Annotated in this window: 25 protein-coding genes; 13 read left to right on the forward strand and 12 right to left on the reverse strand. The window is 71.8% G+C overall.

Annotated elements, in window-relative coordinates; translation table 11 throughout:
* Positions 1–3: 3 nt before the first annotated feature.
* Both ACLJQE_RS12395 and ACLJQE_RS12400 read right to left on the reverse strand, forming a co-directional pair.
* Positions 4–900 carry a DNA-3-methyladenine glycosylase family protein gene (locus ACLJQE_RS12395; protein ID WP_410639328.1) on the reverse strand — a complete coding sequence of 299 codons (897 nt, stop codon included), beginning with the start codon at positions 898–900 and terminating at the stop codon, positions 4–6.
* 4 nt (positions 901–904) lie between these two features.
* Positions 905–1,993 carry a sugar phosphate nucleotidyltransferase gene (locus tag ACLJQE_RS12400; protein WP_410639329.1) on the reverse strand — a complete coding sequence of 363 codons (1,089 nt, stop codon included), beginning with the start codon at positions 1,991–1,993 and terminating at the stop codon, positions 905–907.
* 141 nt (positions 1,994–2,134) lie between these two features.
* Between ACLJQE_RS12400 and ACLJQE_RS12405 the strand changes: the two genes are divergently transcribed.
* Positions 2,135–2,635 (forward strand): hypothetical protein, encoded by a 501-nt coding sequence (locus tag ACLJQE_RS12405; protein WP_410639330.1) that lies wholly within the window; start codon positions 2,135–2,137, stop codon positions 2,633–2,635.
* On the opposite strand, the gene ACLJQE_RS12410 is transcribed toward ACLJQE_RS12405, so the two are convergent.
* Entirely contained in the window at positions 2,632–3,492 is an 861-nt protein-coding gene (locus ACLJQE_RS12410) for a glycosyltransferase family 2 protein (RefSeq protein ID WP_410639331.1), read from the reverse strand. The two genes, ACLJQE_RS12405 and ACLJQE_RS12410, sit on opposite strands and share 4 nt — an antisense overlap.
* 243 nt (positions 3,493–3,735) lie before the next feature.
* Here ACLJQE_RS12410 and ACLJQE_RS12415 point away from each other — a divergent pair, with 243 nt between their 5' ends.
* Positions 3,736–4,269, forward strand: coding sequence for a DUF3800 domain-containing protein (locus tag ACLJQE_RS12415; protein ID WP_410639332.1), 534 nt, complete (start codon positions 3,736–3,738; stop codon positions 4,267–4,269).
* Between the two features lie 113 nt (positions 4,270–4,382).
* On the opposite strand, the gene ACLJQE_RS12420 is transcribed toward ACLJQE_RS12415, so the two are convergent.
* Together ACLJQE_RS12420 and ACLJQE_RS12425 are read right to left on the reverse strand one after the other, a co-directional pair.
* Positions 4,383–5,513, reverse strand: coding sequence for a glycosyltransferase family 4 protein (locus ACLJQE_RS12420; RefSeq protein ID WP_410639783.1), 1,131 nt, complete (start codon positions 5,511–5,513; stop codon positions 4,383–4,385).
* Between the two features lie 76 nt (positions 5,514–5,589).
* A complete protein-coding gene (locus ACLJQE_RS12425; protein WP_410639333.1) occupies positions 5,590–6,666 on the reverse strand; it encodes a glycosyltransferase family 4 protein in 1,077 nt (358 codons plus the stop codon).
* A 9-nt stretch (positions 6,667–6,675) separates the two neighbouring features.
* On the opposite strand from ACLJQE_RS12425, the gene ACLJQE_RS12430 reads away from it, so the two are divergent.
* The 3 genes from ACLJQE_RS12430 to ACLJQE_RS12440 are packed head-to-tail and all read left to right on the forward strand — an operon-like array spanning position 6,676 to position 11,284.
* Entirely contained in the window at positions 6,676–7,611 is a 936-nt protein-coding gene (locus ACLJQE_RS12430; protein WP_410639334.1) for a glycosyltransferase family 2 protein, read from the forward strand.
* A gap of 33 nt (positions 7,612–7,644) precedes the next feature.
* Complete coding sequence (locus tag ACLJQE_RS12435; RefSeq protein WP_410639335.1) at positions 7,645–10,206, forward strand: glycosyltransferase; 2,562 nt, start codon at positions 7,645–7,647, stop codon at positions 10,204–10,206.
* On the forward strand, positions 10,199–11,284 hold the full coding sequence (locus tag ACLJQE_RS12440; RefSeq protein WP_410639336.1) for a glycosyltransferase family 4 protein: 1,086 nt from the start codon (positions 10,199–10,201) through the stop codon (positions 11,282–11,284). Before ACLJQE_RS12435 ends, ACLJQE_RS12440 begins: the two co-directional genes overlap by 8 nt.
* 112 nt (positions 11,285–11,396) lie before the next feature.
* Here the strand turns inward: ACLJQE_RS12440 and rfbD are convergent, their stop codons facing one another.
* Together rfbD and rfbB are read right to left on the reverse strand one after the other, a co-directional pair.
* The gene (gene rfbD / locus ACLJQE_RS12445) at positions 11,397–12,284 is read right to left on the reverse strand and encodes a dTDP-4-dehydrorhamnose reductase (RefSeq protein ID WP_410639337.1); all 888 of its coding nucleotides are present in this window, start codon (positions 12,282–12,284) and stop codon (positions 11,397–11,399) included.
* Positions 12,285–12,293: 9 nt separating this feature from the next.
* On the reverse strand, positions 12,294–13,283 hold the full coding sequence (gene rfbB, locus ACLJQE_RS12450) for a dTDP-glucose 4,6-dehydratase (protein WP_410639338.1): 990 nt from the start codon (positions 13,281–13,283) through the stop codon (positions 12,294–12,296).
* A gap of 139 nt (positions 13,284–13,422) precedes the next feature.
* Here rfbB and ACLJQE_RS12455 point away from each other — a divergent pair, with 139 nt between their 5' ends.
* Together ACLJQE_RS12455 and ACLJQE_RS12460 are read left to right on the forward strand one after the other, a co-directional pair.
* Positions 13,423–14,961: an LCP family protein gene (locus tag ACLJQE_RS12455; protein WP_410639339.1), complete on the forward strand. Its 1,539-nt coding sequence runs from the start codon at positions 13,423–13,425 to the stop codon at positions 14,959–14,961.
* A 151-nt stretch (positions 14,962–15,112) separates the two neighbouring features.
* Positions 15,113–16,333 (forward strand): LCP family protein, encoded by a 1,221-nt coding sequence (locus tag ACLJQE_RS12460; RefSeq protein ID WP_410639340.1) that lies wholly within the window; start codon positions 15,113–15,115, stop codon positions 16,331–16,333.
* A gap of 8 nt (positions 16,334–16,341) precedes the next feature.
* On the opposite strand, the gene ACLJQE_RS12465 is transcribed toward ACLJQE_RS12460, so the two are convergent.
* A complete protein-coding gene (locus ACLJQE_RS12465) occupies positions 16,342–17,178 on the reverse strand; it encodes an NAD(P)H-binding protein (protein ID WP_410639341.1) in 837 nt (278 codons plus the stop codon).
* Positions 17,179–17,285: 107 nt separating this feature from the next.
* Between ACLJQE_RS12465 and ACLJQE_RS12470 the strand changes: the two genes are divergently transcribed.
* Entirely contained in the window at positions 17,286–17,990 is a 705-nt protein-coding gene (locus ACLJQE_RS12470; RefSeq protein WP_410639342.1) for a TIGR03089 family protein, read from the forward strand.
* A 47-nt stretch (positions 17,991–18,037) separates the two neighbouring features.
* Here the strand turns inward: ACLJQE_RS12470 and ACLJQE_RS12475 are convergent, their stop codons facing one another.
* Both ACLJQE_RS12475 and ACLJQE_RS12480 read right to left on the reverse strand, forming a co-directional pair.
* Positions 18,038–18,478 (reverse strand): DoxX family protein, encoded by a 441-nt coding sequence (locus tag ACLJQE_RS12475; protein WP_410639343.1) that lies wholly within the window; start codon positions 18,476–18,478, stop codon positions 18,038–18,040.
* A 114-nt stretch (positions 18,479–18,592) separates the two neighbouring features.
* Positions 18,593–19,408, reverse strand: coding sequence for a DUF1206 domain-containing protein (locus tag ACLJQE_RS12480; protein WP_410639344.1), 816 nt, complete (start codon positions 19,406–19,408; stop codon positions 18,593–18,595).
* 80 nt (positions 19,409–19,488) lie between these two features.
* Between ACLJQE_RS12480 and ACLJQE_RS12485 the strand changes: the two genes are divergently transcribed.
* On the forward strand, positions 19,489–19,890 hold the full coding sequence (locus ACLJQE_RS12485) for a hypothetical protein (protein ID WP_410639345.1): 402 nt from the start codon (positions 19,489–19,491) through the stop codon (positions 19,888–19,890).
* Here ACLJQE_RS12485 and ACLJQE_RS12490 read toward each other — a convergent pair.
* Positions 19,887–20,312 (reverse strand): hypothetical protein, encoded by a 426-nt coding sequence (locus ACLJQE_RS12490; RefSeq protein WP_004560633.1) that lies wholly within the window; start codon positions 20,310–20,312, stop codon positions 19,887–19,889. The two genes, ACLJQE_RS12485 and ACLJQE_RS12490, sit on opposite strands and share 4 nt — an antisense overlap.
* A gap of 828 nt (positions 20,313–21,140) precedes the next feature.
* On the reverse strand, positions 21,141–21,305 hold the full coding sequence (locus tag ACLJQE_RS12495) for a hypothetical protein (RefSeq protein WP_410639346.1): 165 nt from the start codon (positions 21,303–21,305) through the stop codon (positions 21,141–21,143).
* A 215-nt stretch (positions 21,306–21,520) separates the two neighbouring features.
* Between ACLJQE_RS12495 and ACLJQE_RS12500 the strand changes: the two genes are divergently transcribed.
* From ACLJQE_RS12500 to ACLJQE_RS12515, 4 genes are all read left to right on the forward strand, one after another.
* A complete protein-coding gene (locus tag ACLJQE_RS12500) occupies positions 21,521–22,699 on the forward strand; it encodes a helix-turn-helix domain-containing protein (protein ID WP_410639347.1) in 1,179 nt (392 codons plus the stop codon).
* Between the two features lie 61 nt (positions 22,700–22,760).
* Positions 22,761–22,982 (forward strand): hypothetical protein, encoded by a 222-nt coding sequence (locus ACLJQE_RS12505; protein ID WP_410639348.1) that lies wholly within the window; start codon positions 22,761–22,763, stop codon positions 22,980–22,982.
* Positions 22,979–23,332 carry a hypothetical protein gene (locus ACLJQE_RS12510; RefSeq protein WP_410639349.1) on the forward strand — a complete coding sequence of 118 codons (354 nt, stop codon included), beginning with the start codon at positions 22,979–22,981 and terminating at the stop codon, positions 23,330–23,332. Before ACLJQE_RS12505 ends, ACLJQE_RS12510 begins: the two co-directional genes overlap by 4 nt.
* The gene (locus tag ACLJQE_RS12515) at positions 23,319–23,573 is read left to right on the forward strand and encodes a hypothetical protein (protein ID WP_410639350.1); all 255 of its coding nucleotides are present in this window, start codon (positions 23,319–23,321) and stop codon (positions 23,571–23,573) included. The genes ACLJQE_RS12510 and ACLJQE_RS12515 overlap by 14 nt, the downstream gene beginning before the upstream one ends.
* Positions 23,574–24,145: the final 572 nt, after the last annotated feature.

Consider the following 24,145-nt stretch of genomic DNA (forward strand, 5'->3'; position numbering starts at 1 on the left):
TCCTCACATCGCGCGGTAGTCGCGCAGCTCGATCCGCGGGCCGAACCGCGGGCGCGTGTGGCCCGCCGCCGCCAGGTAGCGCACCGCCCGCTGCCGCTGAGGCGCGTACGGTGCCAGCACCTCGGCCATCCCCGCGTCGTCGAGCTTCGTGCCCAGCACCGCGTTGCCCACCATCGACGGGATGTTGTAGTCGCCGAAGCTCACCGCGTCCGGGTCGCCCCAGGCGCGCTGGGCGATCTCCGCCGCCGTCCACACCCCGATGCCCGGGACCTGGCGCAGCCAGTGCCGGCCCTCGAGCCCGCGCAGTTCGACCGCGCGTTCCAGGTGCGGCGCCACCCGGGCCGCGTTCAGCAGGGCCGTCCGGCGCTTGATGTCGACTCCCGCGCGGTGCCAGTGCCAGTCCGGCAGCGCCCTCAGCACCGCCGGTGTCGGCGGCACGCGCAGCCGCTCGGGTGCCGGGCCGGGCGGGCGGGCGCCGAACCGGCGGCACAGCTCGGCCCACGAGCGGATCGCTTCCTTGCCTGTCACCTTCTGCTCCAGCACGGCGAGCACGAGCCAGTCCCACACCACCCCGGTCGCGCCGAGCCGCAGGCCCGGATGCGCCCGGCGGGCCCGCGCGACGACGTCGTGGTGCGCGACGAACCCCGAATCGTCGTCGTCTGCCCCGAGCAGGGCAGGCACCCCGGTGAGCAGGCGGTCCTTCGCCTCGCCCCAGGCCGCGGCCTCGATGCGGCCGTCGGACAGGCGGCGCAGGGCGAGCGTGCCGGGGCCGTCGGGCGTGTTCGTCGCGAGCCAGGTGATGCCGCGCTCGTCGGTGAGGATGTTGAGCGACCCGCGGCCGCGCTTCAGCGGATCCAGGACCCGGCCCAGGTCGACCTCGAACGCGGGACGCCAGAACACCGGGCTACGCGTCGCTCGAGAACCGGATGGAACCGTCGGGCAGGACGACGTCCGGCCACACGCGGGCGCCGTCCAGGAGCTCGCAGCCGGCCCCGACGGACACGCCGTCGCCCAGCACCACGCCGCGCAGCACCGCGCCGGCGCCGACGCGGGCGCCGTGCCCGAGCACCGAGCGCTCGACGATCGCGCCTTCGGACACGGCCGCGCCGTCGAAGAGCACCGAGCCGTCGATCTTCGCGCCCGAGCCGACCACAGCGGCGACGCCGATCGTCGAACCGCCGCTGAGCTGGGCGTCCTCGGCCACCGACGCACCGTCGAGGACCAGGAAGTCACCGGGACGGCCGGGCAGCGCCGACGTCGGCGCCAGGCCGCGCACCAGGTCGGCCGAGCCGCGCACGAACGCTTCCGGCGTGCCGACGTCCAGCCAGTAGGAGCTGTCGACGAACCCCTGGATGTGCGCGCCCTGCTCCAGCAGCTGCGGGAACGTCTCCCGCTCCACCGACACCCGCCTGCCGGTCGGGATGGCCTCGATCACCGGGCGGCGGAAGACGTAGCAGCCGGCGTTGATCTGGTCGGTCGGCGGGTTCGGGCTCTTCTCGAGGAACGCCTGGACGCGGCCGGTCTCGTCGGTCGGCACCGACCCGAACCGGCTCGGGTCCGGGACGCGCTGCAGGTGCAGCGTGACGTCGGCGCCGGACTCGCGGTGCACGCGCAGCTGCTCACCGAGGTCCGAGCCGGAAATGATGTCGCCGTTGAAGACGATCACCTGCTCGGCACGCAGCTTGTCGTGGACGTTGCGGATGGCGCCCGCGGTGTCGAGCGGCTCCTCCTCGACCACGTACTCCAGGTCCAGGCCGATGGACTTGCCGTCGCCGAAGTACTCCTCGAACACCTCCGCCCGGTAGCTCGTGCCCAGCACGACGTGCCGGATGCCGGCCTCGCGGATGCGGGAGAACAGGTGGCTCAGGTAGGGCGTCCCGGCTGTGGGGAGCATCGGCTTCGGCGCCGACAGGGTCAATGGCCGGAGGCGCGTGCCCTTGCCCCCGACCAGCACGACGGCGTCGACAGCGTCGGTTCGGACCTCGGACGTCACGGAAATCTCCTCTTTTATCACGCACCGCTGAGCGACAAGCCGCGGGAAACCCTGACGGAGGTCGCCCGGAGGGCCTACCCTAGACAGGAAACAGGCGGGCCTTTCCCCAGAGGGCCCCGGGTCAGTCGGGAGGCCGAGGGGATGGACCCCCGCGATCGGGCGGACGCCCTGCTCGCACGAGCCCAGGCGCGCGGTGTGTTCGTCGTGACACCCGACAGCGCAACGTCACCGATGGACTCGGCGAACACGCAGCAGATCCCGCGCGCGCAGATCGACGGGCTCGACCGCAGCCGCGACCCCGACACGACCACGCAGCTGCCGGCGTCGCTGATCGAGGAGAACGACCACCCGCTGGCCGGCTCGGCGCCGACGCGGCGGATGGAGGTCCAGGGCGGCCGCCGCCCGCAGCAGACCACGCCGCTGAAGACGCCGGCACCGACCACGCCGTTGATGACGCCGTCACCGACGACGCCGTTGATGACGCCGTCACCGACGACGCCGATGCCGCTGTCCCGCCGGCCGCAGGCCGAGCCGATCACGAGCCCGCTGAAGGAGCCCGATCCGGAGGACACCGGCCTGGTGCCGACGGTGACGCAGAACATCGGCAAGTCCGACCTTTCGCGCCGGCTCGACGGGATCTAGCGGGTTTCCAGCTTCAGCCGGAGCGCGAGGCCGAGCTTGACGGCGGCCAGCACCGGCTTCCAGGCCAGCCCCTGGTGGCGGTCGGCGAGGTAGCGGTAGGCGCTGGCGTGGTGCGCCGCGAGCATCTTCTTCGACGCCTGCGACGTCGAGTGCCCGCCTTCGTGCGTGACGCGCGAGGACGGCGCGTAGACGTTCAGCCAGCCCGCCTTCGCCAGCCGGTCGCCGAGGTCGACGTCCTCGAAGTACATGAAGTAGCGCGTGTCGAAGCCGCCGACGGAGTCGAACGCCTCCCGGCGGAACAGCTGGCACGAGCCGGACAGCCAGCCCGCGACGCGCTCGACCGGGGTGCCGGTCTCCTGCCGGTACTGCTTCGTCCAGGGGTTGCCGGGCCAGACCTTCGCGAAGAGGGCGTGCCCGATCCCGCGCCCGAAGGACGGCAGCAGCCGCGCCGAGGGGTAGACCGTGCCGCCGAGGTCGTGGATCAGCGGCCCGAAGGCACCCCCGCGCGGCCAGCGCCCGGCCGCCTCGAGAAGCGCGTCGAGCGACCCGGGCTCCCATTCGAGGTCCGGGTTGACGACGACGACCCAGCCGTAGCGGTCGTCGAGCTCGGCGACGCCCCGGTTGGCAGCGGTCCCGTAGCCGACGTTCTCCCCGATGCTGAGCAGCTGCACGTTCTTCCGGCCGGCGGTGGCCTGCTCGAGGGCACCCTCGACGGACGCGTTATCCGCGACGACCACCTTGACCTCGCGCTCGGTGGCCTTCTCGAGGGTGTCGAGGAACCGCTCGATGGTGTCCTCGGAGAAGTAGGTCACGGTCACGACGCCGACATCGTCGCCATAGCGGGAGTGCTCAGTCACCCGGCCATTGTCCACGCGTCACCGAGGGTGAATCGGGTGCCCCGGCCCAGCAGCACGACGGAAGAAGTCACCGGGAGATCCGGCGACGGAAGCGCCGGCATGTGTGAGCCGGAAGCCGACACACGTGATTGCGGGGTCGACACACCGCACGAGGTTGCCCGGCGGCCGCCCGGATCCCGGGTGTGTCACGGAAGGTGCGAGCCCGATCGCAGAACGTACATTGGGTCACGAGATGATGACTCGATGACGGTGCACGCCTTCGTCGATGAATCAGCCCGCGGCGGCAGCTATTTGCTGTGCGCAACGATCGTGGAACCTGCACATCTGAGCACCACGCGACGCGCATTGGCATCGCTCCTGCTCCGAGGAGCGCGCGAGCTGCACTTCAAGAAGGAAAAGGAACCTCGCCGCAGGATGCTCATCGACCGGATGGCCGGAATGCCGGTCACTACGCGGCTCTACCGCGGAGCATGCACCCCCAAGACCGAGGAGGCCGCCCGCCAACGCTGTCTCACGCTGCTCGCGGAGCACCTCCTCGGGCTGCAGGCTCACCGGTTGGTCCTCGACTCGCGCAACCACCGCGACGGACACGATCGCCAGACCCTGCAGCGGGCGCTGGGCTTCCGGCCGTCGAAAACCGAGCTCACCTACGAACACGTCGACTCGACCGCCGAACCCCTTCTGTGGGTTTCGGACGCGGTGGCCTGGTGTTTCGGCGCGGGCGGCGACTGGCGGCGACGTGCCTGCCCGGTGATCGCGGAGTGCTTCGACCTCTAAAGACAGCGAAAAGCCCGTGAGACGACCGTCCGGACGCGTCACGGGCTTTCATACTCGGCCCCACCGGGGCCTCGCACACTCAGCCTACCATCGCCGATCACGGCCCGTGCCCGTCAGCGGGTGCGGAGGTGGCGGGACCAGGCCTTGGCGTACGCCTCCCGGTGCCGTTCCGCGGTCGTCGCCCACGAGAACTCCTTCGCGCGCTGCTGCGCCGCCGTCGCCAGCTCGGCTCGGCGTCCCGGGTCCGCCAGCAGCTCGGCCAGTGCCGCCGCGACGTCTCCCGCGCCCACGCCGCAGTACGCCACCGCGTCGCCGCCCACTTCCGGCAGGGACAGCCGGCGCGTGGTCAGCACGCACGCGCCGCACGCCATCGCCTCCAGGACCGGCAGCCCGAACCCCTCGCCCAAGGACGGGTACGCCACCAGCTCCGCCCCGCCGAGGAAGCCCGCCAGCGTGCCGAACGGCAGGTAGCCCGCGCGGATCACGCGCAGGCGGTGCGGGACCGCGTCCAGCGCCCGCTCCACCTGGGTGTCCCAGCCCGGCTGGCCGGCCAGCACCAGCGCCGGCGCGTCCGGGCGGCCCGCGACCGCCCGCGCGAACCCGCGGATCAACGCGGGCACGTTCTTCCGCGGCTCCAGCGCGCCCAGGAAGGCCACGTACGGTGTCCGCCCCAGGCCGATGGCCGCGCGGGCCGCCGCGATCTCCGCCGGGGACGGCGGGTGGAAACGCTCGGTGTCGACGCCGTGGTGAATCACTTCCAGCGAAGCGTGCCGCACCGGGCCGACGCGGGCCAGCTCCGTGGCCGTCGCCGCCGAAGGCACGACGCACAGCGTCGCGCGGCGAAGCGCCGTCGCCGTCCACGCGCGGAAGAAGCGGGCCTTCACCGACGAGTGCAGCACGGCGTCGGTGAAGAACGTCGCGTCGTGCAGCGTGACCACCGAGGCGGCCGGCGTCGCGAGCGGCATCGTGTAGTGCGGCGAGTGGACGACGTCCGCGCCGAGGCGGCGGGTCAGCCGTGGCAGCGTCGCTTGTTCCCAGGTCAGGCGGGCGGTGCGGGTGGTCGTGGCCGGTGAAGCGGGCACGACGCGCGATCGCGGCGCCAGCTGATCGTAAAGCTGCAGGTCGCGGGGCTGGCAGACGACGGTGATCCGCGCCCCGTCCGCGTCGAGGGCGGCGACGAGCGAATCCACGTACCGGCCGACACCGCCGCGGTCCGCGGGAACCGCGGTCGCGTCGATCAGCACCCGGGGGTCGTCGCTCACCCCTGCAGGGTACGGCGGCACCCCGGCGTCATGGTGGGGAACTGGCAAACCGGCCTGGTCAGTCGTGCGCCCGCCGGTGGATCGCCCAGACGGCCTCGGCCGCGCGACGCCAGGTGAACGCCTTCGCCCGCTCCCGTCCCGCCCGGATCAGCTCCGCCGCCCGCGACGGCGAACCGAGCACCTCCCGGAGCGCGGAAGCCAGCGCCGCGGCGTCTCCGCGGGGCACCACGAGCCCGGCTCCGCCCGCCACTTCGGCCAGCGCCGGGACGTCGGTGTGCACCACCGGCACCCCGGCCGCCATCGCCTCCAGCAGGCCCAGCCCGAACCCCTCGGCGAGACTCGGCACGGCCAGCGCGCTCGCGTGCCGCAACGCGGTCGCCAGCTCCGCGTCCGACACCTTCCCGAGCACCCGCAGCCGATCCGCGGGCAGACCGCGCTCGCGCGCCAGCGCCACCGGATCGACGCCACCCCAGCCCGGCTGGCCGGCCAGCACGAGCACCGTGCCCTCCAGCGCCGCGACCGCGTCGACCAGCACGTCGATGCCCTTGCGCGGCTCGATCGTGCCGACCGCCAGCACGTACTGCGCCGGCAGCTCCAGGTCCGCGTCGCCGGCTGGCACCCGCGCGCCGTGCGGCACCACGCGCACCGGGACGTCGACGTCGATGAGCACCGCGAGCTCGTCGGCGACCGCCCGGGTCGGCACGACCAGCCCGGACGCCCGCCGCGCCGCCCGCGCGATCATCGACCGGTGCCAGCTGACGCCGCGCGCGGTGAGTGTTTCCGGGTGGGTCCACGGCACGGTGTCGTGCACGGTCACGCTCAGCGTCTTCCCGGCCGGGGCCCGCGGCGGCGCGAACGGCGTCGGCGCGTGCACCGCGTCGCCGCCCGGCCACCAGCGCAGGCCCAGCTGCCACGCGGCGACCAGCGCCCGCGGCGGGATCCGCAGCACCCGGGGCCCTTCGACACCGTCGAGCCGGGCCGCGGACACGTCGGCGTGCCGCGCGACCACGCTGGACACCGTCCAGCCCGGTGGCGCGGTCTTCGCGAGCGCGGGGAGCAGCTCGGCCGTGTAGCGCCCGGTGCCACCGGGCACGGGCGCGAGGAGCTGCTCGGCGAGCACGACCAGTTCGGGCACGCGGCTATTGTGCGGGACGTGACCGCGAATCCCGCCACCACGGTGGTAGTCGTGACCTGGCGGGGCGCCGGGCACATCACGGCCTGCCTCGACGCGCTCGCCGCGCAGACGCGTCCACATCGGACGCTCGTGGTCGACAACGCCTCCGACGACGGCACCGCCGCCCTGCTCGCGGCCCATCCTTCGCATCCGGAAGTAATTCGCCTGCCACGCAACGCCGGCTACGCGGGCGCCCTCTCCGTCGCGCTCGAAAAGGTCCGGACCCCGCTCATGGCGTGGCTGAACGACGACGCCGAGCCCGCGCCGGACTGGCTCGCGACGCTGGAGGACACCCTCGAGAAGGCGCCGCTGGCCGCCGCGGCGACGCCCCTGCTCGTGCGCTCCGACGGCAGCACGCAGTCCGCCGGCGTCCGGCTGACCGCCGACGGCCACGGCGCCGACGTCACCGAGCCCGCCGTCGAGATCTTCGGCTTCTGCGGCGGTGCGGCCCTGCTCCGCACCGACGCCCTGCGCGACGTCCACGGCGTCCCGGCGGGTTTCTTCTGCTACTACGAAGACACCGACACGGCGTGGCGGCTGCGCCTGGCCGGGTGGGACGTCGTCGCGGCACCGGACGCCCGCGTCCGGCACGCCCACGGCGTCAGCAGCGAGCTGGGCTCGCCGGAGTTCCACCGCTGGAACGAGCGCAACCGGCTGCTCATGCTGCTGCGCTGCGCGCCCCGCGGCGTCGCGGTGAACCAGCTGGTCCGCTTCGCCGTGTTGACGGCGGTACTGCCGCTGCGCCCCGGGCGGTCGGCGGCGGCGAACTTCCGGTTCGGCCTGCGCTGCCGCGTGCTGGCCGAAGTGGCCTTGCGGTTACCGGCGACGTTGCGGACCCGGCGCGAGATCACCCGCCGCGCGGCGCTCGGCCGAGGCGCGGTCTGGGAGGCATGGGCAGGCCTTTAAGCTTGCGCCAGGATCGACGACGAGGAGCTGGCTTTGGCGCAGGGGGATCCGCAACCGCTCGTCTCGGTGATCGTGGTGAACTACCACGGCGCCGACGACACGATCACCTGCCTGCGCGCGCTCGCCGAGCACGACTACCCCGAGCTCGAGCTGATCTGCGTCGACAACTCGGACGAAGCCGCGCGCATCCGCGAAGCCGTGCCGCAGGCCCAGGTCGTCGAGGCCGGCCGCAACACCGGCTTCGCGGGCGGCTGCAACCTCGGCGCGAAGCACGCGAAGGGCACCGTCCTCGGCTTCCTCAACAACGACGCCCGCCCGGCACCCGGCTGGGTCTCCGCCGCCGTCGCCGAGCTGCGCGCCCAGCCCGGCGTCGCCGCCGTGGCCAGCAAGGTCCTCGACTGGGACGGCACCGGCACCGACTTCGTCGACGGCGGCCTGACCTGGTTCGGCATGGGCTACAAGCGCCACGCGGGTGCGCCGCTCGCCGACGTCCCGGCGGCCGAACACGAGGTCGCGAAGGACGTCCTGTTCGGCACCGGCTCGGCCCTGTTCGTCCGGGCGGGCGTGTTCGCCGAGCTCGGCGGCTTCGACGAGCGGTTCTTCATGTTCTACGAGGACGTCGACCTCGGCTGGCGGCTCAACCTGCGCGGCTGGCGCGTCCGGTACGTCCCCGGCTCGCTGACCTACCACCGCCACCACGCCACGATGGCGTCGGTCGACGCCCCCGAAACCGGCCGCGAGACCTTCCTGCTGGAGCGCAACGCCCTGGCCGCGCTCTACAAGAACCTCTCCGACGACACCCTGGCCCGCGCGCTGCCCGCGGCGCTCGCGCTGGCCGTGCGCCGGGCCACCGCGCGCGGCGAGCTGGACGCCACCCAGCTGGACCTCGAGCGGGGTGTCGGCCCGATCGAGTCCGGCGAGGTCGCCGTCCCGCGCACGACGCTCGCCGGGCTGCTGGCCATCGACCAGTTCGTCGAGCTGCTGCCCTCGCTGGCCGAGTCACGCGCGGCCGAGCAGGCGGCCCGCGTCCGCACCGACGCCGACCTGCTTCCCTTGCTGCGCAAGGCGTTGGAGCCCGCGTACCCGCTGCCGCGGTACCTGGCCGCGCACGACATCCTCGTCGAGGCGTTCGGCATCGAGAAGGCGTTCGGGCAGCGCCGGAAGATCCTGGTGATCACCGGCGACGCGCTCACCGAGCGGATGGCGGGTCCGGCGATCCGCGCCTGGAACATCGCGCTGGCGCTCGCCGCCGAACACGACGTCCACCTCGTCACCACCAACCCGCTGGCCACACCGCCGCCGGCGCCGTTCCGGGTGAGCGGGGGCAAGCACCGCGAGCTGGACGCGCCGATCGCCTGGGCCGACGTCGTCGTGCTGCAGGGGCACGTGCTGGAGCTGGCGCCGTCGCTGAAGAAGCAGCACAGCGGCAAGATCGTCGTCGCCGACCTGTACGACCCGATGCACCTGGAGCTGCTGGAGCAGGGCAAGGGCGTTGCCGACGACAAGCGCACGGCCGACCTCGCCGGCGTCACCCGCGTCCTCGACGCGCAGCTCGAGCGCGGCGACTTCTTCCTCTGCGCGTCCGAGCGGCAGCGGCACTTCTGGCTGGGGCACCTCGCCGCGATGGGCCGGCTTTCGCCGCGCCTCTACGACGCCGACCCGACCACGCAGTCGCTGCTCGCGGTCGTCCCCTTCGGCCTGCCGCCGGAGCCGCCGGTGCGCACCGGGCCGGGGCTGCGCTCGTCGCTGGGCATCGGCGGCACCGACCACGTCGTGCTGTGGGCGGGCGGGGTGTACAGCTGGTTCGACCCGCTGACCCTGGTCCGCGCGATCGACAAGCTGCGGCGTCGCCGCGGCGACGTCCGGCTGGTGTTCCTCGGCATGAAGCACCCGAACCCCGAGGTCGCCGAGATGGACATCGGCACGCGGACGATCCGGCTGGCCGATTCGCTGGGGCTGACCGGCAAGCACGTCTACTTCAACGAGCAGTGGGTGCCCTACCACGAGCGCCAGAACTGGCTGCTCGACGCGAACTGCGGCGTCACCACGCACTACGAGCACGTCGAAACGACGTTCGCCTTCCGCACCCGCGTCCTGGACTACCTGTGGGCGGGGCTGCCGATCGTCACCACCGACGGCGACGCGTTCGCCGACCTGGTCCGGGCCGAGCGGCTGGGCGTCGTCGTCCCGGCCGAAGACGACGCCGCCCTGGCCGACGCGCTCGAAAAGGCGTTGTACGACGAGGAGTTCGCCGCGGGCTGCGTGGAACGGCTCGCCGTCGTCGCGCAGCGGTTCGCGTGGCCGGAGGCGCTGAAGCCGCTGGTGGAGTTCTGCCGCGACCCGCGCCCGGCGGCCGACCGGCTGCCCGGATCGGCGGACCTGGTGACAACGCCGCCGGTGCGCGGCCGGGCGATGGTGCGCCGGGACGTGGACCTCGTCCGCGAGTACCTCGCCGCCGGGGGCGCCGGTGAACTGGCCCGGCGCGTCGGCGGCCGGGTGCTCAAGGTTGCGCGCCAACGCTTGTCGGGGGGTCCAGGGGGGCTTGTCCCCCGGCTGGGGTCCGGGGCTCGGCCCCGGAGGTCACCGCGTGGCTAGGTCGCTGCGCGTCCTCCTCGACGGCACCCCGCTGCTCGGCACGCGGACCGGGATCGGCCGGTACACGGCGGCGCTGAGCGAAGAACTGGTGTCGATCCCCGAGGTGGACACGCGCGCGGTGGCGTTCACGCTGCGCGGCTGGCGGCGGCTGCGGCACGTGCTCCCGTACGGCGCGCGCGCCCGCGGGATGCCGGTGTCGGCGCGGCTGCTGCGGATGGCGTGGCTGCGGTCGGACTTCCCGCCGGTGGAGCTGTTCGCCGGCTCGACGGACGTGGTGCACGGCACGAACTTCGTGCTCCCGGGCCGGTTCCGCGCGGCGGGCGTGGTGACGATCCACGACCTGGCCTTCCTGGACAACCCGGAGGAACTCGCCCCGGGCGACAAGGACCTCCCGGCCCTGGTCCGCCGCGGCGCCCGCCGCGCGAACGTGGTCTGCACCCCGACGGCGGCGGTGGCGGACGCGGTGGCGGAGCGCCTCGACGTCGCACGCGACAAGATCGTGGTGACACCGCTGGGCGTGAACCCGGCGTGGTTCACCGCCCGCCCCCCGGACGACGACCGCCGGGCCCGGCTCGGCTTGCCCGCGCGTTATCTGTTGTTCGCGGGCGCGGCAGGCCCGCGGAAGGGCCTGGACTGGCTGGCCAGGGCGCACGACTCGGCCCCGGACCTCCCGGACCTGGTGTTCGCGGGCCCGGGCCCGTTCCCCCGCGGCGCCAGGAGGTGCCAGACCGGCTATCTGTCCGATGTGGACCTGCGCACGGTGGTGGCCGGCGCGTCGGCCCTGGTCCTGCCTTCGCGCGACGAGGGGTTCGGGCTCCCGGTGCTGGAGGCGATGGCCTCGGACGTCCCGGTGGTCTGCACGGACATCCCGGCCTTGCGCGAGGTGGCGGGAGAGTGCGCAAGCTTGGTCCCGTACGGCGACGTGGACGGCTTGGCCGAGGCCCTGCGCACGGCCGTGACGGACCCGCACGCGGTGGCGACATCGGCATCAAGACGAGCCCACGCGGCCAACTTCACGTGGCGAACCTGCGCGGAGCTGACAGTCGGCGCCTACCGCCTCGCTTCCGGCCGCCACTGAAGCGCCCGCCCCCAGCGCCCCAATGTGGCCTTCGGTGCGTTCAACGCACCCAATGTGGCCTTCGGTGCGCTCAACGCACCCAAGGCCACATTGGGGCGCTTGAGTCTGGGTCCTACTCAGCCGCGAAGTAGGCGTCCAGGGCTTCGTCCCACGGCCGCAGGGGGGTCAGGCCCGCCGCGAGCCAGGATGCCGGTGACAGCACCGAGTACGCCGGGCGCGGTGCCGGGCGCGGGAACTCCGCCGTCGTGCACGGGTGCACCCGCTCCGGGTCCGCGCCCAGCTTCTTGAAGACCGCGCGCGCGAACCCGCACCAGCTCACCGCACCCGCGTTCGTGCAGTGCAGGATCCGCTGCGACGGCCCCTCCCCCGCGGCCACGCGCGAAGCCAGCTCCAGCAGGCCGGCGGCCAGGTCGGCCGTCCACGTAGGACCGCCGACCTGATCGTCCACAACGGACAACGTGTCCCGGGAAGACTCCAGCGCGGCCATGGTCTTCACGAAGTTCGAGCCGGACCGCCCGTAGAGCCACGCCGTCCGCACCACCCACGACGACGCCCCGGAGCCGAGCACCGCGTCCTCGCCCGCCGCCTTCGTGCGGCCGTACGCCGATCGCGGTCCCAGCTCGTCCGAAGGCTCGTACGGCGTGGATGCGTCGCCGGGAAACACGTAGTCCGTCGACACGTGGATCAGCGGCACCCGCCGGGACGCGCAGGCCGCCGCCAGCACCCGGGGGCCGTCCGCGTTCACCGCGAACGCGCGCTCCTCATCGGTTTCCGCCGCGTCGACCGCCGTGTACGCCGCCGCGTTGACGACCACCGGGTTCGAGCCCGCTTCCCTGGCCCGGTCGGCCAACGCCCCGACCGCCGCCAGCACCTGGCCCGTCGCCGTCACGTCCAGCTCGGCCGAACCGGGGGCCACGACGTCCACCGAAGGGGACGCCAGCGCGGCGAGATCCCGGCCGAGCTGCCCGGAACCCCCGGGCACAAGCACCGTCAGCGGCACAGAAAACCCCTACTTCTTCAGCGCCGCCCGCTCGGCCAGCGGCTCCCACCACGCACGATTGTCCCGGTACCAGGCCACTGTCTCGGCCAGCCCATCCTCGAAGGAGACGCGCGGAGCGTACCCCAGCTCCTCGCCGATCTTCGTGATGTCCACCGAATACCGGCGGTCGTGGCCCTTGCGGTCTTCGACCGGTTCGACGCTGTCCCAGCCCGCGCCGACCGCGGCCAGCAGCTTCTCCGTCAGCGTCCGGTTCGTCAGCTCGGTGCCGCCGCCGATGTTGTAGATCTCGCCCGGCCGCCCGCCGTCGGCGACCAGCTGGATGCCGTGGCAGTGGTCGTCCACGTGCAGCCAGTCACGGACGTTGAGCCCGTCGCCGTAGAGCGGCACCTTCCGCCCGTCGAGCAGGCTGGTGACGAACAGCGGGACGACCTTTTCCGGGAACTGGTACGGACCGTAGTTGTTGGAACACCGGGTGATGCACACCGGCAGCCCGTGGGTGCGGAAGAACGACCGCGCCACCAGGTCGGACGACGCCTTGGATGCCGAATACGGCGAGTTCGGCTCCAGCAGGTGGTCTTCGGTCCACGAACCGTGCTCGATCGAGCCGTACACCTCGTCGGTGGACACGTGCACGAACTTGCCGACGCCGGCTTCCAGGGCCGCCTGCAGCAGGTTCTGCGTGCCGAGCACGTTCGTCAGCACGAAGTCGGCGGCGCCGAGGATCGAGCGGTCCACATGCGACTCGGCCGCGAAGTGCACGACGAGGTCGACGCCTGCCATCACGTCGACGACCAGCGCCGTGTCGCAGATGTCGCCGCGGACGAACCGCAGCCGCGGGTCGGCGGCGACCGGGGCCAGGTTGGCCTCGTTGCCCGCGTAGGTGAGCTTGTCCAGCACGACCACCTCGGCATCGCGCAACGCCGGATAGGCGCCGGTCAGCACCTGCCGGACGTAGTGCGACCCGATGAAGCCGGCACCACCGGTGACCAGGACCCGCATCTTCCCGCCTTTCCCCACGCCCCCGGGCGGGGCGATCCGCCCCCAGCCTACGGAGGTCCCACAACACCCTCAGTAGAGTCTGTGGTGGAGACACACAGGTGTCCTGGGGGATGCACGGGGTTCACAGGGGAGGAAGCGCGTGACCGAGCGGGCTGCGCCGACCATCCCGGCGCGCCGGAGGCAGGACATCAGCCACGGTGCCACGGTCTTCGCCCGCCGCGGCGGCAAGGTCGTGGTTTCCCTGCTGTCGGTGGCCATTCTGGCCCTGACCTGGTACGGCTGGCACTACATCGGCGACCCGAACACCGGCCTGACCACCACGAACGTCTTCGCCGACACCGAGGCGCACGCGAAGCCGCTCGACGGCGCGATCGACATCCTCCTGGTCGGCCAGGACAGCCGCACCGACGCGCAGGGCAACCCGCTGCCCCGCGAAGTGCTGGACATGCTGCACGCCGGCGTCTCCGACGGCGAGCTGAACACCGACACGATGATCCTGGTGCACATCCCCCAGAACGGGAAGCACGCGATCGCGGTCTCGTTCCCCCGTGACTCGTGGGTCGAGCTGGCCGGCGGCTTCGGCAAGCACAAGCTCAACAGCGCGTTCGTCTACGCGTACACGGACACTTACCGGACGTTGCAGCGCCAGGGCATGACCGACCTCAGGGAGGCCGACGCGCAGGCGAAGGTCGCCGGGCGCAAGAACCTCATCGCCACGCTCGAGAAGTTCATCGGCAAGCCGGGCATGATCGACCGCTACGCCGAGGTCAACCTGGCGAGCTTCTACGAGATCACGAAGTCGATCGGCGGCGTCGAGGTCTGCCTCAACGGCCCGGTCAAGGAGACGAAGTCCGGCGTGGACCTGCCGGGCGGGCGCCAGACGATCGAAGGCGTGCAGGCGCTCGCGTTCGTGCGGCAGCGCTACGGCCTGCCCAACTACGACCTCGACCGGATCGCGCGGCAGCAGGCGTTCCTCTCCGGCCTGGCCCGCAAGGTGATCTCGACCGACGTGCTGACCAGCCCGGTGAAGATCGCGGACCTGGTGACGGCGGTGAAGAAGTCCGTCGTGCTGTCGCAGGGCTGGGACCTGACCGAGTTCGCCGAGCAGATGCGCGGCCTGACCGGCGGCAACATCGAGTTCCACACCATCCCCACGCTGGGCAACGCGAACATCGGCGGCGCCGACGTGCTGCGCGTCGACCCGGCCCAGGTGGCGGCCGAGGTGGCGCGGCTGACGTCGGACGGCGACACCCCGCCGGCGCCGTCGCCGGCGCAGCTGCCCGGCGCGAAGGCCGTCACGGTCGAGCTGTTCGACGGCTCGGGCTCGCCGTCGCTGGCCGGCCAGACGCACACGATGCTGCAGGGCAAGGGCTTCACGCTCGCCGCCGACCAGCGGCTGAGCACCCGCAACAGCACCGTCGTCCGGTACCACCCGGGCGACGACGCCGCGCTGGACCTGGTCAAGCAGGCGCTGGGCGCGAACGTGCAGGCCGAGCCGGACCGGGACGTCCCCACCGGGCACGTGCGCGTCCTGCTGGGCAAGGACATGCGGAATTCGGCCGCCGGCGCCGGTGGCGCGCCGACGCCGACCGCGGCCAAGCCGCCGACGGTCTCTTCCACCCCCGCCACTCCCGCCGCACCGCCGATCACGGCGGGCGACGTTCCCTGCGTCAACTAGACTGCGTACGCAGGGTGTTCGGGGGAGGTAGGCCAGCGTGGCAGACGAGCAGGAAAAACCGGAGGCGAGCGGCGATCCGGTAACGCAGAGCGACGACGACCGCTCTCGGGGGTCCGGGTGGCGAAGCCCCCGGCTCGGGGCGAAGCCCCGAATGACACAGAAGCCGTCGCCGTTTCCGCGGCAGGCTCCTGCGACGCCGTCGCGGGTGCGCCGCGTGGGCCGAGTGAGCCGTCGCGTGGCGGTCGGCCTGGTGTCCCTGCTCGCGCTCGGCGCCAGCGGCTACGTCTACGTCACGAAGGACCAGCTGCAGAGCACGGTCCCGACGACCGACGCGCTCACGCCGCGGGCCGGCGAACCCGCGCCACCACCCGCGGACGACGGCGCGGAGGACATCCTGCTCGTCGGCAGCGACGCGCGCACGGACGCCCAAGGCAACGCGCTGCCGGCGCGGGTGCTGCGGCAGCTGCGCACCGAAGCCAACGACGGCGCGGTGAACACGGACACGATGATCCTGCTGCGGGTCCCGAAGAACGGCGGCAAGCCGTCGGCGGTCTCGGTCCCGCGTGACACGTGGACGGCCGTCCCGGGCCGCGGCGAAGCGAAGATCAACTCGGCGTACGGCATCGCCAAGGCGCACTTCGCGCAGGCGTTGCGCGGGCAGGGCGAGCGCGACCAGGCGAAGATCGAGCGGGACTCCGACACCGAGGGCCGCCGGGTCTTGGTGCAGGCGGTGCAGGACCTGACGCAGGTGCGGATCGACCACTACGCGGAGATCAACCTGCTGGGGTTCTACCTGATGACCGAGGCGCTCGGCGGCGTCAAGGTGTGCCTGAACCACGCGACCGAGGACAAGGATTCGGGCGCGAACTTCCGCCGCGGCGAGCAGACCGTCTCCGGCGGCGAGGCCCTGTCGTTCGTCCGGCAGCGCAAGAACCTGCCGCGCGGCGACCTGGACCGGATCGTCCGGCAGCAGGCGTTCCTGTCGTCGGCACTGCGCCAGCTGCTCTCGGCGGGCACGCTGACCAGCCCGGGCACGCTGAACGACCTGATGGACGCGGTGCACCGGTCGCTGACCCTGGACCCGGGCCTCGACCTGCTGCAGTTCGCGCAGCAGGCGAAGGGGATCGCGTCGGGCGACCTCACGTTCGCGACGATCCCGGTGGTGACGGCCAACGGCCGGAGTGCGGACGGGCAGAGCATCGTGCAGATCGACCCGAAGGCGGTCCGCGAGTTCGTGGCGGGTCTGGCGGGCCGCTCGGCCCCGGCGCCGACCACCACCCAGGCGCCGGCGGGCGGCGGCTCGGGCAGCGGCGCCGCCCCCGCCGCGGCGCCGCTACCCCAAGCCTCCCCCGGCGTCCCCTGCGTCAACTGACCCCTTCGTCAGGCGAAGTCGGCCCGATGCTCCTCCGCCCACTGGCGGAACGTGCGCGGGGCGTGGCCGGTCACCTCGCGCACGACGTCCGTCACCGCCGACGGCTCCCGCGTCGTCCGCTCCACCGCCCGCAGGACCTCCGGCGGGACCTCGGGCGGCCAGCCCAGCGCGGCCATCCGTTCGGCCGCCTGCTCCGGCGACAGCTCCTCGACCCGCAGCGGCCGGCCGAGGACGTCCGCCAGCACCGCCGCCTGCTCGCGGAAGCTGATCGGCTCCGGTCCGGTCAGCTGCAGCGCCTGCCCCGCGTGCGAACCGTCCGCCAGGATCTTCGCCGCGACCTCGCCGATGTCCCGCTCGTGGATCGAGCCGACCCGCGAATCCGGGTACGGCGTGCGGACCACGCCTTCGGCGATGTCCGCGCGCCAGCCCAGGGTGTTCGTCGCGAACGAGCCCGGGTTGAGCAGCGTCTCCGCGAACGGCGCCGCGATCAGCGCCTCCTCCACCACGCGGTGCAGCCGCGCGATGCGGCTCTGCGCCGCCTGCGGTTCGAGCGTCGCGCCGGACGACAGCAGCACGACGTGCCGCACGCCGGCCGCCTCGGCCACCTTCACGAATCCCTCGATGCCCTGCGGGCGCACGTAAAGGAAGACCGCGGAGACGCCGTCGAGCGCGGGCTCCAGTGTCGAGGCGTCCTCCAGGTCCGCGCTCACCTTCGCGACGCCGTCCGGCACGTCGAGCTTCGTGGCGTCACGGCTCGACGCGCGGACGTCCTGACCGGCGGCGACGAGTGCGTCGAGCACCGCGCGCCCGACGTGCCCGCCGGCTCCGGTGACGAGGATCGTCATGGTTCCCCCAGCCTCCGAGATGGATTTGCTTTCAAAGCAAACATACTGAGGGCGGTGATCGCGTGTCAACCGGCGCCGCGCGTGGTCCGCGCTTTAGCCTTGTCCCCATGAGCCTGACCGACGAGCTGCTGCGCCCGCTGCCGGCCGCCCAACCGTTGATCACCCACTACGACGACCAGCTGGGCAGCCGCGTCGAGCTGTCCGTGGCGACCACCGCCAACTGGGCGGCGAAGACGGCCAACTGGCTGACCGAGGAGTTCGACGTCGAGCCGGGCGACGCCGTGGCCGTGCAGCTCCCGGCGCACTGGCAGACCGTCGGCGTGCTGCTCGGGGCGTGGTGGTGCGGGGCGCACGTCGTGACCGAGGGCACCGGCGCGCGGGTGGCGTTCGTCGGGCCGGACGACCCGGAACCGACCGGTGCGGCGGCCACCGCAGTCGTGACGCTGGACCCGATGGGCCGCGGCCTCGCCGAGCCGCCGGGCGGCGGGGCCTTCGACTACCTGACCGAGGCGCGGCTGGCGGGCGACCAGTTCAGCCCGCTCTTCCCGGTCCCGGGCAGCACGGCCGCGCTCTTCGGGTCCACTGTGGACGATGTGCTGGCCGAGGCCAGGGCGCGCGCGGCGAAACTCGGCCTCACCGCGGGCGACCGGGTGCTGTCCACCCGGGACTGGAGCGGACCGGAGGGCATCCTCGACGGTCTGCTCGTCCCCTTGGCCGCGGGCGCCCACCTGGTCCACGTCAGCAACGCGGACCCGGCGAAGCTGGACGCCCGCCGTGACGCGGAACGCACCACGGCGGACCTCCCGGCTTGAACGCGTGAAGGCCACCTCGCCGAGGTGGCCTTCACGCAACTTACAGGTCAGGCGTTCTGCAGGTCCCCGACCTCGGCGTCGCGGCGGGCGCGCTTGCGGCCCCACAGCAGGTGGTCGAGCGAGAGCCGGCCGCCGTTGAAGCCGAGGGCGAGCCCGGCGAGCGCCAGCACCAGAACCAGCTCGTAGCCACCCTGGCCGGTCAGGCCGTTGTCGATGTGCACCGAGAGCAGCGCGCCGACCGAGATCACGACGTAGCCGAGGCCGACGAGCGGCAGCAGGAAGCCCACGATGAACGCGATGGAGCCGAGGATTTCGACCGCGATCGCGAAGATCGCGGCCACCGTGGACAGCGGGACGCCCGTCATCTCGAAGAACTTCGCTGTGCCGTCGATGCCGTTGTTCCACTTCTGGAGCCCGTGCGCGAGGAAGACGACCGCGACGCCGATCCTCCCCAGCAACAGGGCCACGTCCTTGAATCGTCCGAACATCCGGTTTCAGCTCCCAGGTAGGTGAAATTTCAACTGACCCGATCCAAAGTAGGGCACCGGGCACCTCGAGCCGAAGCTCCGGACGGTGATCGACAGGAAACCGACAGGCACCAATCAGCGCTTGTGCGCCCACGCCGCCGCGAAGCTGTAGACGCCGAAAGCCGCGAGCCCCAGTGCCACCACGGTCAGCAGCACGGTGCCGAAGGGCTGCGCGGCGAGCGTCTTGAGCGCGGCGTCCAGGCCGCCCGCCTGGTGCGCGTCGGCGTTGAACCCGGCGATGGCCAGCAGGATCGCGACCACGGTGAACACCACGGCCTTGGCGAGGTACCCGGTGGTGCCCAGCCAGCCGACCCAGCGACGCGACTTGCCCGGCAGTTCGCTCGCGTTGAGGTCTTCGAGGAACTTCTGCTTGACGCCCTTGACCCCGGCGGCGATCGCCACGCCCAGGATGGCCGCCGCGACGAGGACCACCAGAACGGGCCCGGCCGGCAGCGACAGCAGCTTGCCGGTGAACTCCTGCTGCTTCTGGCTGCTCGAGCCGCCCCCGCTGCTGCCGATGGCGAGCCGGACGGCGGTGAAGGCGAGCACGAGGACGACGACACCACGGGCGGCAGCGCCGAGCCGCTTGCGCGTCCGCTTCCCGCCGCTGACCCAGTCGTAGCCGGTGGCGGCCATCAGGAACTGCCACAGCCCGAAGGCGACCAGCCCGATGGCGACGATCCAGAGCAGGATCCGCCCGAACGCCGACGAGCCGATCTGCTCCAGTGCCCCCTTCTGATCCGCCTGCTCGCTGCTGCCGAAGGCGACCTGCAGGGCGAGGTAGGCGAGCACGAGGTGCACGACGCCGTAGCACGCCATGCCGGCCCGGCCGAGCCATTGCGCGGTGTTGCTCTTCTCGCCTCTTTCGGCGGTGGCCTCTGTCCGGTTCATGCCTTCTGGGTACCCAGCCCGCCCTCGATCCGCTGGGCCAAGCGGCCTAATCACTTGCTGTGCCCTGGGATGATCGCGCTGTGGATCCGCGGTTGATCGGCTACTGGTCGGACCAGGAAGTCCACCCCGGCTCGCCCGAGTACACCGACCTCGGCTTCCGCGCCGACGGTTCGGGCTGGCTGTACTGGGCGAGCTGGAGCACGGAGTTCGTCGTCCACCGGTTCCGCTGGCACGTCCCGGCGCCCGGCGTGCTGGCCGCCCGGCTGCACCTGACCATCAGCGGCACGTGGGCGCTGGACGGCCCGGACGTCACGCACCTGGCCGAGGAGCGGGAGCACGTCGACACCGTCGTCGAGCTCGGCTGGGCGATCGAACCGGGCCCGGAGCTGACCTTGGACCGCCCGCTGGACGACGCTCTCGGCGGCACGCGGTTCCGGGCCGTCGAAGAAGGCGGCACCGATCCGACGACGGCCGGATCCTAGGCGGGGCGGCGCCGCACCTCGTCGAGGCCGGCCCAGCCGCCGTTGACCGCGAGCAGCGTCAGTACCTGTTCCGCCTGCTCGGCGAACCGGGTGAGGTCCTCGTGCAGCAGGGCGGCGCGCTCGCCGTCGAGCTGGTCGAAGTCGTCGAACCACAGTGAAATCGCCGAACCCGCCGTGACGGCGAGCCCCTGTGTCAGGCTCAGGAACCCGGGCGAGGGCTCGTCGGCGGCCGCGCGGTAGGCGGTCTCGATTTCGTCGCACGCGGCGAGCAGGTCACGGAGCTGGCGAACGGCGCCGGCCGGGGTCCCGTCCCAGGCGGCGGTCGGCCAGGCGCGATCGGACAGCTCGAGCCACAGCCGCCAGCCGGCGACCAGCTCGGCTTCGTCGTGGGGCGTCCAGGACGCCGGAACCGGCCAGTACATGCTTCGAGAGTGACACCGCCGGAGCGAAAATCCGCCCCGGCGGTGGGTTATGTCTCATGTGGCGAAATTCAGCTGATGACGAGCGGCACAACAAGGCGGTGTCTTGGCGTGCGCGCCACCATGGCGGCGGCGGCCGTGAGCCGGGTTCTTCAAACCTGCCGCCAGTGGATCATTTTCCGGCCCCAGCCACCCAGCAACCACGGCGGAACCCGAACCTCCCGCAACCCCGATCCGAAGCCAAAACACGGACGGCGGCACCGGGTCAAGGCACGCTTTCCCGCCTTGACGCGGTGCCGCCGTCCGTAGTCACAATCGGGCTTCGGGGTGGCGGAAAACCAACCGCGGATCAGCCCCTCAACAAAGCCCGGGCCATGACAACCTTCTGGATCTGGTTGGTGCCTTCGTAGATCTGCGTGATCTTGCGGCCGGCCTGGGCCGACCTGGCGATCTGCGGCCAGACCAGCCTTTAAGCAGGCCGAACAACGTTTGTCGACGTTGGTCGAAAACTGCTCTCGTCAAGGGTTCGACGGAACAGAGACGGAACACGGGCGCGTGCTCCGTGCGGTATCCGTGCTCCTCGTCCTGGCGCTCGTCGCCGGCCTACTCGTTGGCCTGGCCCCCGCGCACACGCCCGCGTCGACGAGTTGCGACCGCGGCGCGCTGGTCGCCGGGCGGCTCGCCGAGCTCGGCCGGTTCGGAGTCGAGTGGCGCGGCGGCTGCTCTCTGCGGCCGGCCGCAGAGCGACGTGACGCAGGCAAGGTCCTGAGACAGCGGAAGCCCCCTACGTTGCCACGACGGTCGGGTAGGGGCTTCCTCGTCCTTACGGGGTTACTGCTGCTCCGGAGCGGCCTTCTTCGCCGCCTTGTGCTTGTACAGACGATCCCCGAGCGAACCTTCGGGATACGGGCTCACCACGAGGCCCTGCGCTTCGGCCTGCCGACGCTGGATCTCGGTCTGCTTGGCGATGTTGCGACGCTTCTTCCGGCCGAACACGGCACCTCCCTGATTGGCTACCCCGCTCCACAGGCGCGGTCCGTCGTACATGTCGCCCGCTGAAGACACGCTGTTACTGGCTGGACGCCGTCCGATGGACGGAGCGATTCCGTCCCAGCCGGTAAGCTGGTCCTGCACCTCTTCGCGGAGGAACGCCCCCGGGTAGCTCCCGGGGGCACGCGAAGAGTCGCAGCCCCGCGAAGAGGAGTACGGCCATGTCCTCGGCGATCGGCGACACCCTGCGCCAGATCCGCCATGCCCGCGGCAAGTCTCTGGCCGTCGTGGCCGGCCTGGCGGGCATCTCCCCGTCCTACCTCTCCCGCCTGGAGTCCGGGGACCGCGCCCTTGACCGCAGGTCGCTGATCGTGAGCCTCGCTCACGCGCTGGAGGTCGCGCCGAGCGAGATCACCGGCAGCGCGCTCACCACGCCGGGCGAACTCGAAGAGGATCGTTCGCTAGACGGGGTGCGTCTGGCCCTGCTCGCTGTCAGCATGGGACAGCCACGGGGCCAGGTGGTCTCGGTCGAAACCCTGACGCCGCGCGTAACGGCGATCCTCACCGCTCAGCGTGACTGCAACTACAGCCTGGTCGGCCAGCAGCTACCGAGCCTGATTCGCGACCTGCACAGCACCTTGAAGGCGCACCGCGACGAACGCGAGGTTCTGCGGTTGCTGGTGCTCACCCACGTGCAAGGCACCCAGGCATGGCTCGGCGACATCGGTGCCAGCCTGGACTTGGCGTGGCAAGCGGCCATGCTCGCCCAGCAGGCAGCCGAGCGGCTCGACGAGCCACTTTTCACGGCCGTGAGCGCGTTCGGAACGGCCTTCGGCCTGCTGGCGGCCGGCGGGTTCGACATGGCCGAGGACACGCTGAGAGAAGCCATGCCAGGCACCGAAACACCGGAACAGACGCAGCTCGCCGGGATGCTGACGCTCACGTCGTCGCTGGTCTCCGCCGCGCAACGCAACAACACCGAGCGGTTGGCCGCGCTCGATCACGCCGACGAGCTGGCCAACCACACTGGCGAGAGCAATGCGCTGTGGTTCGGATTCGGGCCATCGAACGTCGGCGTGTGGCGCATGTCCGTCGCGCTGGAGGCTGGCGAGCACGCGGAGGCCGCGAAGATCGCCGAGACAGTGAACCCGGACGCCCTGCCGTCGCCGACACGCCGCTCCGCTTACTACCGCGAGTACGGCCGCGCGCTGGCCCGGGTGCCGAAGCGGCGCGACGACGCCGTGATGATGCTGCGTCAAGCCGAGCTAATCTCGCCGGCGCGGATCCACCGACACCCGTTCATGCGCTCGATCCTCGCCGAGTTGGTGGCGAAGGCGAAGCGGGACGCCGTCGGCCGCGAGCTGCGTGGCATGGCGTACCGCGCTGGTCTGCACGTATAGCCCGTTCGGGTGTTTGCCTGGGTGGCAAATTCTGGACAACGAACTGCCCGATGCTGATCATGTGACGACGCGAGATGGTGAGACGCCCTCCGTGGACGAGGGCTACGAGAGCAACCGCGTTCCTCTTCAGGACCGGGGCGACGACAACCGCACCCACTCCGCGCCGTCACACCTCGACGAGAAGCCGTTCCGGCCGGTGTCCTCAATGACGGCGCGGGAGTGGGAAGCGGCCGCCCGCGACGTGCGGCGCCACTGGCCGCGGCAGAACCGGTTCAGCTGGTGACCGCGCTCGACGACCGGCCGACGAACCCGAACCAGCCGCGGGGACTGGACCCGTGGGAGTGGCACGAGTTCGACGCTGACGGCTGGGCGCACCTGTACCGGGTCGCCGAACTCGACAACCGGCGCCTGGAACTGCTGCTGCCCTGGTGCCTGCTCCGCGCACCGTTCCCGCTTGAGCACGACCGGGCCAGCATCAGCCAGCGGGTCGTGACCCCGCAGCGCGGCCGGACGTGCCCGGCGTGCGCGGCGCACGTCTGGGCCCGCGTCCCTCATCCCCGCGCCGGTAGCCCGGCCGTCGGCGAGTTCGCCGGCGACCTCTACGAAGTGGTGACCCGCGATGCACGCGCGTGACCGCCAGCTGCTCGCCGGCCTGTCGAAGGTCAACACCCGCATCGGCGCCGCAGTCATCGAACTGCTGACCCTGCAGCCCGACGATGCCGCCTACGCGGCCGGACTCCGACGCCTCGGCGTCGACCTGGTGCACATCGGCACCACGATCCTCGACCGCGCCGAGGAACTCGACGGCCAAGCCCTCGACCCTGTGGAACTGCTGCGGCACCCGGAACGCCAGGACGAGCAGCCACCCCCATGACCCCCCGGCCGGCGCGTCCTGTCCTATCCCCCCGAGGACGGCGAACCGGCCGGGGTTCCAATGCACTCCACTCCCTGAGAGGAAGGGCAGACAGTGCAGCAGTACTGGAACGAACCCGATCCGGTCTATCCCACGACCCCCTGCCGCCGCACACACCCGCGACACCGCAGACCCCCATGACCGACCCCGACGAGGACGAATAGCGAAAGCCTAGTTGCCGGATAACGATTACTCACCGGCGCCCGATGCATGAAAGATGTGCGCATGAATCACTGACTCCCGGCCGGGGCGTCCGCCCCAACCTCTCCCTCGTGGCGGGCGCACCGGCCGGGTTCCAGCTTCGCGGCAGAGTCGGCACCCCAGGTAGCTCGGCCGCGAAGACGCCTGCCGGGACCCGTTGGCGCGGGTATTTCGCCGGAAAATCACCACCTTATACCGGTTCTTATCGATCGACAAGATTGATGATAGTTATATATTTCCGGAGTCTTGGAGAACTAGGGCGCGGATTGATGCCGGCACCACACAGGTGGAGAGGATCAAGGTGCAATGGTCTGAAGGATCCGAGGTTGAAG

The organism is Amycolatopsis sp. lyj-346, from assembly GCF_046548975.1.
In the GTDB taxonomy this organism is placed as follows: Bacteria; Actinomycetota; Actinomycetes; order Mycobacteriales; family Pseudonocardiaceae; genus Amycolatopsis.

Coding starts and splice junctions, on each gene's coding strand:
- ACLJQE_RS12465 (WP_410639341.1), bottom strand. CDS start 17,178: ATGACGATCCTCGTCACCGGAGCCGGCGGGCACGTCGGGCGCGCGGTG.
- rfbB (WP_410639338.1), bottom strand. CDS start 13,283: ATGCGGGTCCTGGTCACCGGTGGTGCCGGCTTCATCGGGTCGCACTAC.
- ACLJQE_RS12460 (WP_410639340.1), top strand. CDS start 15,113: ATGACACAGAAGCCGTCGCCGTTTCCGCGGCAGGCTCCTGCGACGCCG.
- ACLJQE_RS12415 (WP_410639332.1), top strand. CDS start 3,736: ATGACGGTGCACGCCTTCGTCGATGAATCAGCCCGCGGCGGCAGCTAT.
- ACLJQE_RS12490 (WP_004560633.1), bottom strand. CDS start 20,312: ATGTACTGGCCGGTTCCGGCGTCCTGGACGCCCCACGACGAAGCCGAG.
- ACLJQE_RS12470 (WP_410639342.1), top strand. CDS start 17,286: ATGAGCCTGACCGACGAGCTGCTGCGCCCGCTGCCGGCCGCCCAACCG.
- ACLJQE_RS12405 (WP_410639330.1), top strand. CDS start 2,135: ATGGACCCCCGCGATCGGGCGGACGCCCTGCTCGCACGAGCCCAGGCG.
- ACLJQE_RS12515 (WP_410639350.1), top strand. CDS start 23,319: ATGCACGCGCGTGACCGCCAGCTGCTCGCCGGCCTGTCGAAGGTCAAC.
- ACLJQE_RS12500 (WP_410639347.1), top strand. CDS start 21,521: ATGTCCTCGGCGATCGGCGACACCCTGCGCCAGATCCGCCATGCCCGC.
- ACLJQE_RS12475 (WP_410639343.1), bottom strand. CDS start 18,478: ATGTTCGGACGATTCAAGGACGTGGCCCTGTTGCTGGGGAGGATCGGC.
- ACLJQE_RS12480 (WP_410639344.1), bottom strand. CDS start 19,408: ATGAACCGGACAGAGGCCACCGCCGAAAGAGGCGAGAAGAGCAACACC.